The 10,779-nt window shown below is 74.6% G+C and carries 6 protein-coding genes; 3 read left to right on the forward strand and 3 right to left on the reverse strand.

The window, feature by feature from the left end; translation table 11 throughout:
* The first annotated feature begins 32 nt into the window (after positions 1-32).
* Genes CELF_RS19640 through CELF_RS15320 form a run of 3 tightly spaced genes read left to right on the forward strand, consistent with a single transcriptional unit; the run spans position 33 to position 3,576 of the window.
* Positions 33-1,379 carry a hypothetical protein gene (locus CELF_RS19640; RefSeq protein ID WP_013772176.1) on the forward strand — a complete coding sequence of 449 codons (1,347 nt, stop codon included), beginning with the start codon at positions 33-35 and terminating at the stop codon, positions 1,377-1,379.
* Positions 1,376-2,515, forward strand: coding sequence for a glycosyltransferase (locus CELF_RS15315; protein ID WP_013772177.1), 1,140 nt, complete (start codon positions 1,376-1,378; stop codon positions 2,513-2,515). The genes CELF_RS19640 and CELF_RS15315 overlap by 4 nt, the downstream gene beginning before the upstream one ends.
* Positions 2,512-3,576 carry a glycosyltransferase family 4 protein gene (locus tag CELF_RS15320; RefSeq protein ID WP_013772178.1) on the forward strand — a complete coding sequence of 355 codons (1,065 nt, stop codon included), beginning with the start codon at positions 2,512-2,514 and terminating at the stop codon, positions 3,574-3,576. Before CELF_RS15315 ends, CELF_RS15320 begins: the two co-directional genes overlap by 4 nt.
* Before the next feature lie 21 nt (positions 3,577-3,597).
* On the opposite strand, the gene CELF_RS15325 is transcribed toward CELF_RS15320, so the two are convergent.
* The 3 genes from CELF_RS15325 to CELF_RS21405 are packed head-to-tail and all read right to left on the reverse strand — an operon-like array spanning position 3,598 to position 10,732.
* Complete coding sequence (locus CELF_RS15325) at positions 3,598-4,947, reverse strand: flippase (protein ID WP_013772179.1); 1,350 nt, start codon at positions 4,945-4,947, stop codon at positions 3,598-3,600.
* Positions 4,944-5,981: a glycosyltransferase family 2 protein gene (locus tag CELF_RS15330; protein WP_049791479.1), complete on the reverse strand. Its 1,038-nt coding sequence runs from the start codon at positions 5,979-5,981 to the stop codon at positions 4,944-4,946. Before CELF_RS15330 ends, CELF_RS15325 begins: the two co-directional genes overlap by 4 nt.
* Before the next feature lie 41 nt (positions 5,982-6,022).
* Positions 6,023-10,732 (reverse strand): PKD domain-containing protein, encoded by a 4,710-nt coding sequence (locus CELF_RS21405; RefSeq protein WP_013772181.1) that lies wholly within the window; start codon positions 10,730-10,732, stop codon positions 6,023-6,025.
* Between the last annotated feature and the right edge of the window lie 47 nt (positions 10,733-10,779).

Genomic DNA, 10,779 nt, shown 5'->3' on the forward strand with positions numbered 1-10,779 from the left:
GTCGTGACGGGCCGCTCGAGCGGGGTGCGCGCATGAGCCCGCGGACCGCACCGGTCAGCAGCGCGGCCGTGCGTGCCGCGAGCGCCGTGCAGCCCCCGGCGCCACCCGCCGGACCGGCCGCGCCGACGCCGGTCGTCGTCGAGCCGCGCGTGCGCGCTTCCACCCGGTACGTCGCGATGGGTGCCGTCGCGCTCCTGACGCTCAACCTGCAGCTCGTCGACGCGTTCACCACGGCCATCGTCGTGCCGCTCGCGCTCGTGCCCGTGTGGTGGTCGGCACCTCGCCGGTTCGTCGGTGCGCGGGCCCTGTACGCGCTCGGCGGCCTGGCGCTGGCCTCCGGCGTCTGGCTCACCGCCGTGTCGTCCGCGACGCACGCGATCAGCCCCGTCGTGCTGCGCGCGAACCTGCTGCTCGTCGTCGGCGGGTTCTGCGGGATCGGCCTGCTGCTGTGGGCCCGGACGGTGCTGCCCGTGAAGACCGTCGCGCTGGCCGCGGCCGCCGGACTGCTCGCGCGGATCGTGCTCGAGCCCATCAACCCCGCGAACCCCTGGAAGTACAACTTCTCGTACGCCGTCACGGTGCTCGCGCTCGGCTTCGTCGTGCGCAAGCGGCCCCGGCCGGTCGAGGTCGTGCTGCTCCTGCTGCTCGCCGGCGTCTGCATGGTCAACGACTCGCGGTCCGCGTTCGCGACGCTCGTGCTCGCGGCCCTGCTCGTCGCCTACCAGCTGCGCCCGGTGTCCATGGGTCGGCGCAGCAGCGCGCTCGCGACCGTCGCGCTGTTCGGCGGCATCGCCGCGTGCGTCTACTCGGTCGGGACCACGCTCATCCTCGAGGGGTACCTCGGCGAGGCCACGCAGCAGCGCTCGCAGGAGCAGGTGCAGGCCTCGGGGTCGATCCTGCTCGGCGGGCGCCCCGAGTGGGGGGCGAGCACGGCGCTGTTCGAGTCGCGGCCCATGGGCTTCGGCGTCGGCGTCGTGGCGAACCTCGACGACATCCTCGTCGCGAAGTCCGGCATGGCGTCCCTCAACTACGACCCGGACAACGGGTACGTCGAGAACTACATGTTCGGCAGCGAGATCAAGCTGCACGCCGTCGTCGCGGACCTGTGGTCCAACTTCGGGTTCGCGGGGCTCGCGCTGGGCGCGTGGATCCTCGGTCTGTCCGTGTGGTCGCTCGCGAGCGCGGCCGCGCGGCGCGTCGCGTCCGGACTCGCGATCTACCTCACCTGCCTCATGCTCTGGAACTTCGCGTTCGGGCCGATCTACAGCTCCATGCCGATCATCGTGCTCGCCCTCGGGATGCTGCTGCTCCCGCGGGCCGGCGTCGACGCCGGGCACGCGACGCTCGACCCCGTCACGACCCCGGAAGGCCGCGCATGACCCTCGTCCTCGAGTCGTTCCCGCGACCGCGGCGCACCACCAACCCGTACCTCACCCAGCTGCTCGCCGAGCTGCCGCCCGACGTCCCGACGCGGACGTTCGAGTGGCGCACCGCGCTGCTGGGCCGCTACGACGTGTTCCACGTGCACTGGCCGGAGAAGCTGCTGCGCGGCACGTCGCGGGCCAAGACCGCCGCGCGGTTCGTCACCACGGGCCTCCTGCTGGCCCGGCTGGCCCTGACGCGCACCGCCGTCGTGCGCACCCTGCACAACGTCGACCCGCACGAGGCCGGCGGCCGGCTGGAACGTGCCGTGCTGCGCCGCGTCGACCGGCTCACCACGGTGTTCGTCCGGCTCAACGGGACCACGCCGCTGCCCGCCGACGCCCGGCCCGGCACACCGCTCGTGACGATCCCCCACCCGCACTACCGCGACTGGTACGCGTCCTGCCCCCGCGGCAGGGCCCGCCCCGGGCGCGTGCTGTTCTTCGGGCTCGTGCGGCCCTACAAGGGCGTCGAGGAGCTCGTGCAGGCCTTCCGCGACCTGCCGGGCGACTCGCTCGAGCTGCGCGTCGTCGGCAGCCCCGAGACACCCGCGCTGCGCCGGACCGTCGAGGAGCTCGCCGCCGCCGACCCGCGTGTCGGCCTGCGGCTGGAGTACGTCGACGACGACACCCTGGCCGAGGAGGTCGGCGCCGCGTCGCTCGTCGTCCTGCCCTACCGGCGCCTGCACAACTCCGGCGCGGCCCTGCTCGCGCTCTCGCTCGACCGCCCCGTGCTCGTGCCGGCGGGGGCGACCTCCGCCGAGCTGGCCGCCGAGGTCGGCGACGCGTGGGTCTCGACGTTCGAGGGCACCGTCACCCCCGCCGACCTGCGCGCCGCGCTCGACCGGGCGGCGGCGCTCGACCTCGGCACGGACCACCCGGACCTGTCGGCGCGCGACTGGGCCTCCGTCGCCGCCGCGCACGCCGACGTCTTCCGCACCGCCCGCCGCCTCGCCCGCGCCCCGCGGCGGGCCCGCCGCGCACGCGAGCACGACTCGTCGCCCGACACCCCTGGTCAGGGGCACCCCGTCCGTGCCACGGTCGGGGAGCACACGTCCGTCGGCGTCACCGGCTCGAAGGAGTCCTCCCGATGACCGTCAGCCCTCCCGCGGCACGCGGCAGCCGGCAGACCACCCGCACGTCCGTCGAGGTCGTCTTCCGGGCGGAGCGCGACGTCGCGTCGTGGGAGGCGCGGCACGCGCGCGGAGAGGTCCCCGGGCGGTGGCCCTACGGGCTCGACCTGCTCGCGCGTCCCGGCGTCGACCTGCGCACCGTGAGCCTGCCCGAGCCGACCCGCGCCGACCGCGTGCGCTCGCTCGTGCGCGCCACCGTCCACCGGCCGCGCGGGCACGGCGACGTCGGCATCGCGTGGGACGAGAACCTCGCGCGCCGGATGCTCGTCCTGTCGCCGCACGCACGCATGTTCGCGGGCACGATCTGGCTGACGGACGCGCTCGAGATCGACCCGTCGGCGGACCGCGTCCGGCACGCGCTCGACGTGCTGCGCCGCATGGACGGCGTGTTCGTCAACAGCCGCGCGCAGGTCGAGCCGCTGCAGGCCGCGCTCGGGCGGTCCGGCCCCCCGGTGTCGTTCTTCACGTTCGGCGTCGACCACGAGTTCTTCGCCGCGCAGCCGCCCGCCGCGACGCCGCTCGTCGTGAGCGTCGGCGGCGACCGCGACCGCGACCCGACCACGCTGTTCGCCGCCCTGTCGCGCGTGCACGAGGCCCGCCCCGACGTCGAGATCGTCGTGCAGAACGCGTCCGACGTGCCCGCCCCCGCGGGGGTCACGAAGATCCCGCGGCTCACGCACGCCGAGCTGCGCGACCTGTACGCGCGCGCGAGCGTCGTCGCGCTCGCCACGCGGCCCAACCTGCACATGTCGGGGCTGACGGTGTCCCTGGAGTCGATGTCGACCGGGCGGCCCGTGGTGCTCACCGCGACGCCCGGGCACGAGGACTACCACCGCGACGGCGAGACCGCGCTGCTCGTCCCGCCGCAGGAGCCCGCCGAGCTCGCGGACCGCGTGATCGGGCTGCTCGACGCCCCCGACGACGCCGCGGCCCTCGGCCGCCGCGCACGGCAGGCGGTCGAGGACCGGTTCACCTCGGCGCACCTCGCCGACGGGATGGCGCAGGCGGTCGGGCTGGACTGACGCGCGGACCTCGGGGGCGGGTCAGCGACGCCCACGGCGCGTCAGCGCGCCCGCGACCGAGCCCGCGTACGCCCGCAGGATCGTCAGGTCGGAGCGGCGCACGCCGTAGAACGACAGCATCGAGACACCGAACAGGCGGCGCAGGAACAGCTGGTTGAGGCCCGACGAGACGACGTAGCCGAGCAGCGTCGCCCACGCCGCGCCCATGGCCCCGTACGTCGGCACCAGCAGCACGAGCAGGCCGATGTTGAGCACGCACGCGATCACCAGGGCGATGCTGCGCAGGCCCGGCCGGCCGCGGGCGCTGAGCCCCGCGCCCGCGATGGAGCCGGGGGTGCTCACGACGACCGCCACGAGCAGCAGCCACGCGATCGGCACCGCGGGCCCGAACTCGGCGCCGAACAGCAGCGGCAGCCACCACGCCATCGTGGCGCCCAGCCCGATCGCCACGACCGTGCAGATGAGCGTCGAGATGCGGGCCGCGGCCGCGAGGCGGGAGTCCTCGCTGCGGTGCGCGTCGGTCACGAACGTCACGTCGCGCACCGCGCGGTGGATCACGAGCGGCAGCTCGCTCACGTTGACCGCGACGACGTAGAGGCCGAGCTGGTAGGCGCTGCTCAGCGGCGTCATGATCGTCTGGTCGACGCGCGAGAGCAGGATCCCCGAGATCGTGCCGATCCACAGGCGCAGGCCGTACCCGGTGAGCGCCCGCGTCGAGGCGAGGTGCTCGGTGTCCGGCTCGCCGGGCGGCAGGCGGCGCGGCAGCGTCACGTACGCCAGGGCGCCCATCACCGGCATGACGGCCAGCACGACGGTCGCGGTGAACGGCGTCAGGTGGTCCGTGAGCCACAGCGGCACGAGGACCGCGAGCCGCAGGGCGGAGGCGAGGACCTTCTCCCACGCGACCATCGCCCAGCGCTGCAGCCCCGACGCGATGCCCCGCAGGACGCCCAGCAGCAGCGTCGGCAGGACCGCGAGCGACGCGACCGCCATGAGGTGGCGGATCTCCGGGTCGCCGCCCGACAGCCACTCGCGTGCCGCGAACACCGCCGCGGTCGCCAGCAGGCCCGCGAGGACGACGATGAGCGCGCCGTTGCGGGCCGCCGTCCGGACCAGCCGCGGGTGCCGCGCGACCGCGTAGGAGACGGCCTCCGGGACGCCGAACGTCATGAGCGCGATCGCCAGGCCCAGCGGCGCGGTCGCCGCCGCGACGGCACCGCGGCCGTCGACGCCGAGGGACTGCGCGAGGATCGGTCCGCTCGCGAGCGCGACCACGGGCGGGAACAGGTTCCCGACCAGCGTGATCGTCATGCTGCGGGCGGTCCCGCCCGTGGCGGTCGTGCGGTCCTTCACCGGCTGCCCCCGTGTCACGACGCGCCCGGCACCTTCCCCGCGCGGACCGTGCGCTGCCCGTCGCGCGCGTACTCCACGTACACCGTGCCGTACGCGCCCGCGATCATGCCCGTGCCGCGCGCCCACGTGCGCCGACCACGGGCCTGGTGCGCCTGCGAGCGGGTCACGAGGCCGACGGCGAGACGCGCCGCACCCCCCGCGGCCCGCACGGCACCCTGACCGGTGACGCGGGCGCGCGCGAGCGTGCGCCCCCACGGGCCGTCGGCCAGCACGACCGACGTGCGGCCCCACGTGTTGCCGTTGCGGAACGCGCGCGCGAGCACCCACCGCCGCGTCACGCGGTCCGGCGGCACGACGTCCACCACGACGGCCTCGTCGCACCACACCATGCGTCCGCCGGCCTTCGCGAGCTGGCGCGTGAGGAGCTGGTCCGAGCCGCCCGACAGCCCGAAGCGCTCGTCGAACCGCAGGCCCAGCTCGCGCAGGCGCCCCAGGTCGAGCAGGAGGTTGTTCGTCGCCGCGACGTCCGTCACCGTGCCCGTCGGGAGGCGGCGCCGGTCGAAGAACCGGCCGGCGCGCACCCACGCGTCAGGCTCCTGCTCGTACTCCGAGACGACCGGCCCGACCACGCCCTCGGGGCGGTCGACCAGGTAGACGTCCACGAGCAGGCGCAGCCACGTGGGGACGGGGCGTTCGTCGTCGTCGATGAAGACGAGGACGTCGTGGTCGGCCGACTCGTCGAGCGCGCGGTTGCGCGCCGCGGCGATGCCGGGGTGCGGCTCGTGCGCGTAGCGGACCACCGGCCCGCCCTGCGCGGCGGACCGCGCCGCGGCGTCCTCGACGACCGCGTGCGCGCCGCCCTCGGGGTCGTTGTCGACGACGAGCACGTCGGCCGGCGGGTCGAGCAGCGCGGCCTGCTCGACGAGCATCGGCAGCGCAGCCCGCAGGTCGTCGGGACGGCGGTACGTGAGCGCGGCGACGACGGTGCGCGGGTCCCGTCGTGCCGTCGCCGGCGCCGCCGCGGCACCCGTCGTCGTGCTGTCCTGCGTCATCTCGGCCCCCCGAAGCGTCCGCGGCTCCCCCTGAGCCGCGATCATGGCACGACCGGTCGCGCGGCGAGCTCGCTCCACCGGGCCGTGAGCGGCAGCGTCGTGCTGGTCGACGACGTGTAGACGGACAGCCCGATCCCGCCCCCGACCTGCAGTGCCGCGGTGGTGCTCGTGCCCTGCAGCGTCCACGCCGCGGGCTCGGGCGTGCCTGCCGCCCACACCTTGGCGCGCAGCGCGGTCGTGCCCGTGCCGTCGACCTGGAGGCGGACCTGCAGCGTCTGGCCCGCCGTGTACGTCAGCCCCGGGACGTTGACCTGCGCCACCGTGGTGGTGCTGCCCGCGGAGATCCCGACGAGCGACGCGCGCACCACGCCGGTCGCGAGCATCTTGAGGCGCAGGCGGTAGCCGTCGGTCGTGCCCGCGGTGCGCCCGGCCAGCTCGAGGTCGGTGCCCGCGCCGGTCGGCATCACGTCGAGCGCGACCTTCGCGGTCAGGTCCGTGCTCGTCGAGGAGACGGGCAGGAAGGACGACAGGCGGTACCCGGCACCGGTGACCCGCATCGCCCCCGTGCCGGCGGCGACCGAGAAGTTCGCCGCGCCGCCCGTGACCGACCAGGCGCCTCCCGTGTCGGCCGCGCCCCAGCCGCCGGTGACGGACCGGGCGAACGGGTCGAGCGCGAACGGCGTGTCCGCCGGCGGCGCGGCGACCGTGACCTCGCGGGTCGTCGTGCCGGTGTCGCCGTCGTCGTCCGTCGTCACGAGCGTGATCGTGTAGGTGCCGTCGACCGCGTACGTGTGCGACGCCGTCGCACCCGTGGCGGTCGCGCTGTCGCCGAACTCCCACGCGTAGGCCGTGACCTGGCCGTCCGCGTCGGTCGACGCGGACGCGTCGACCGCGACGGCGAGATGCGTCGGCGTGGCCGTGAACGCGGCGACGGGGCCCTGGTTCGGCACGGGCGCCGCGACCGCGACCTCGCGCGTCGTCGTGCCCGTCTCGCCGTCGTCGTCCGTGACCGTCAGCGTGACCGTGTAGGTGCCCGCCGCGCCGTAGGTGTGCGACGCCGTCGCGCCCGTTCCCGTCGTGCCGTCGCCGAAGTCCCACGCGTGGCCCGTGAGGGTGCCGTCCGCGTCGGTGGACGCCGAGCCGTCGACCGCGACCGTGAGGTCGGTCGCGACCGCGTCGAACGCCGCGACCGGGGCCTGGTTCGGCGCCACGACCGTGACCGTGCGGACCTGCTGCGCGCTGCCGCCCCGGTCGTCCGTGACCGTGAGCGTGACCTCGTAGTCGCCGCCGGCCGCGTACGTGTGGGTCGGCGCCGGGCCCTCGCCCGTCGTGCCGTCGCCGAACGTCCACGCGTGCTGCGTGATCGTCCCGTCGGGGTCGGTCGAGACGCCGCCGTCGAACGCGACCGTGAGGTCCTGCGGCGTCGCGGTGAACCCGGCCGTCGGCAGCTGGTTCGGCGGGACCACCGTGACGTCGTGCGCGACCTGCGCGGTGGCGCCGTCGTCGTCCGTCACGGTGAGCGTCACCGTGTACGTGCCGCCCGCCGCGAAGGTGTGCGTCGGGGTCGCACCGGTGGCCGTCGCGCCGTCACCGAACGCCCACGCGTAGGACGCGACCGTCCCGTCCGGGTCGCTCGAGCCCGTCGCGTCGAACGCGACCGCGAGGTCCGTGGGCGTCGACGTGAACGCCGCGACCGGCAGCTGGTTGGGCAGCTGGCCCGTCGTGCCGAGCGCGTGGTGGTTCGCGACGGTCTGCGCGTCGAGCACCGAGGAGTAGACGGCGACCTCGTCGATCGTCCCGGCGAACCACGCCTGGGGACCCCAGGTGGTGTCCCCGAAGACCCGCCAGTAGCCGTTGTACGCCTGCGCCGCCGTCTGCGGGTGCGTGCCCTGCAGGACCCCGTCGACGTACAGCCGCATGCCGTCCGGACCCTGCGTGGCGACCAGGTGGTGCCACTGGCTGTCGTTGTACGACGCGGTCGTCGTGATCGTGTTCGTGACGCCTGTCCACGTGCCGAACGTGAGCCGGCCGTCCGTCTCCATGTAGACGTGCCGGTCGTAGCTGCCCGAGACGCCCGTGTCCTTGTCACCGAAGCCGATGAGCTTGCCGCCGTTGGTCGTCGACGTCCTGAACCACAGCTCCTGCGAGTAGACCGTCGGGTTCGAGAACTGCTGCGAGCTCGCGACCAGCGTGTTGCTGGTCCCCAGCGTCCGCACGGCCGGGTTGCTGACGCCCGACAGCGCGCCGGACTGGCCGCGCAGGAACGTGCCGCGGTAGGTGCCGGGCATCCCGTAGGGGCCGGAGTCGGCCGCCGTGGTGCCCGAGCCCTCCGAGAGCCGCCAGTACAGCTCGGGTCCCGCGTCGTAGACCGCCTTGCCGTACGCGTCGGCGGGCGCGGGCGGCTTCGCGACCGTGCGGCCCGACAGCGTGTAGTGCTGCTCGACCTGCGCGACCGTGAGCGGCGCCGGGTAGACGGCGACGTCGTCGATGCTGCCCGCGAGGAAGCCGCTCGTCGGCTGGTTGGGCCAGCCGCCCACGTTGTCCCCGCCGATCCGCCAGTAGCCCGTGTACGCCTGGCCGTAGGTCGTGTCGGCGCGCTGCCCGGCACGGCGGCCGTCGACGAAGAGCTTCATGCCCTCGGCGCCCATCGACGCGACGACGTGGTGCCACTGGCCGTCGTTGTACGACGCGTTCGTGGTGATCGTGCGCACCGCACCCGGGTAGACGCCGAACGTGATCCTGCCGGTGTCGTCCATGTAGACGTGCCGGTCGTAGCTGCCGGACTGGCCGGTCTGCTGGTTGGAGAAGCCGACGATCTTCCCGCCGCGCGTGGAGGTCGTCCTGACCCACGCCTCGACGGCGAACGTGTCGGGTCCCTGCACGGGCGTGCTCGTCGCGCCGGAGGCGGTGGAGGTGCCGTCGAACGTCGACGCGGCGTTCGCGTCACCGCCGATCGCGCCCGCGGCGCCGCGGGTGACCCCCGTGCCGAGCGTCAGGTCGGACCAGCCGACCCAGTCGAAGGCCGTCGTGCCGCCGGGCTCGCCCAGCCGCCACAGGGACGTCGCGCCGTCCGCCGCGACCTGCTGCGCGTAGGCGCTGGTCGACGACGCGTCGGAGACCGTGACCTGCACCTGGTCGGTGATCGCCTGGTTGCCGAACGGGTCGACCGCCTTGACGCGGTACGTGTACGACGCGCCCGGCGTCAGGCCGGTGTCGAGGAAGCCCATCTGGGGCCGCTTCCAGACGACCGACGCCGCGGTGACGGTGTGCACGACCTGCCCGTTGCGGGACACCGTGTACGTGAGGTTCTCGTTGTCGCGGTCGTAGTTGGCCGGCCAGCTCAGACGGACCGTGCCCGCCTGGAACGACGCCGCCGCGAGCGGCCACGTCGCGGACGCGAGACGCGGGCCCTGCTTGTTCGGGGCGACGTCGGTGCGGGCGAACCGGGCGAGGCCCTGCTGCCCCTTGTTGTTGACGATCGTGAACTCGCCGCCGTACAGCAGGTACTGGTCGTTGCCCGTGACGGTCCACGGGCCCTGGCCCTGGCCCGTGTACGAGCCGCTGTTGATGTCCGGGTACCACGCGAGCAGCGACGGCGTCGGCTGCCCCGCGTAGTTGTGGTAGCCGTACGGGTCGGCGGTCGCCGTACCGGTCACGGACTTGCTGAACGCGAGGCCGCGGTAGAACGTCCACGGCTCGGTCTGGGGGAAGCCGCCGATGTTGCCGCAGTAGTGCGGGTGGCCGGCGACGTAGACGGCGTCGCCCGGTCCGGGCCACGCGGCGTACGTGTCGCCGTGGCAGTCCTCGACCCACACCAGCGCGCCCGTGGCCCAGTCGCCGCGCGCGGTCCCCTCGAGGTTGCCGGTGCTGCCGAACACGTAGCCCGTGACGTAGAAGCTCGTCGCGTCGCTCGTGACGCTCGTGATCGACGCCTGCGTGCTGCCGTTGCGGATCAGCCCGTTGATCGCGAGCGGGAGCGTCGCACCCGTGGTCGCGTCGACGCGCGCCAGGCCGTAGCCCGGGTTGCCGCTGCCGTTGAACGTCGTGAAGCTGCCGCCGACGATGACCTGCGTGCGGTCGGGCGAGACGACCATCGCGCTGACCGACCCGTTGTCGGCGCTCGGCGCCCACGGCAGCAGCGAGCCGTCCGCGGCGGAGAACGCCGCGACCTTGCTGCGCGGCTCGCCGTTGGCGTTGGTGAACGTGCCGCCGACGTACACCGCGGTGTCCGTCGCGGCGATCGCCCGCACCTGCGAGTCCACGCCCGGCGCGAACGACGACACGAGGGCCCCCGTCGCGGCGTCGAACGCGGCGATCCGGTACCGGGGCTGGCCGGCGATGGTCGTGAAGCTGCCGCCGACGTACACCCGGCTGCCGTCCGGCGACACCGCGACCGCGCGCACCTGCGCGTTGGGGTCGGGGGCCCAGGACGCGTCGAGCACGCCCGTCGTCAGGTCGTAGGCGAGGAGGTTCGCGCGGGGGACGAGGTTCGTGCCCGCCGCGGACCCGGCGGGCCGCGCGTTCGCGAAGTCACCGCCCACGAACACCTTCGAGCCGGCGACGCCCTGCTGCCAGGCGACACCGTCGATCTGGACGGTCGGGAGCGAGTCGGCTGCGACGGTGACCGTGGTCCCGGCGACGGGCACCGTGTCGGCGGCCGCGGGGGTCGCGAGCGTCACGCCGGCGAAGGTCAGGGCGGCGGCCGCGAGAAGGGCGGCGGAGCGGGCGACGGGGCCACGCGAGCGGGTCATGGGCACCTCGGGGGCGACGGGGTCCGCGAGGCAGGGCGAGCCACGCG

Origin of the sequence: Cellulomonas fimi ATCC 484 (assembly GCF_000212695.1) — a bacterium.
GTDB lineage: Bacteria > Actinomycetota > Actinomycetes > Actinomycetales > Cellulomonadaceae > Cellulomonas > Cellulomonas fimi.

What these genes read in the sequence shown, in the direction of transcription:
- CELF_RS19640 (WP_013772176.1), top strand. Translation starts at nt 33, where the DNA reads ATGAGCCCGCGGACCGCACCGGTCAGCAGCGCGGCCGTGCGTGCCGCG.
- CELF_RS15315 (WP_013772177.1), top strand. Translation starts at nt 1,376, where the DNA reads ATGACCCTCGTCCTCGAGTCGTTCCCGCGACCGCGGCGCACCACCAAC.
- CELF_RS15320 (WP_013772178.1), top strand. Translation starts at nt 2,512, where the DNA reads ATGACCGTCAGCCCTCCCGCGGCACGCGGCAGCCGGCAGACCACCCGC.
- CELF_RS15330 (WP_049791479.1), bottom strand. Translation starts at nt 5,981, where the DNA reads ATGACGCAGGACAGCACGACGACGGGTGCCGCGGCGGCGCCGGCGACG.
- CELF_RS21405 (WP_013772181.1), bottom strand. Translation starts at nt 10,732, where the DNA reads ATGACCCGCTCGCGTGGCCCCGTCGCCCGCTCCGCCGCCCTTCTCGCG.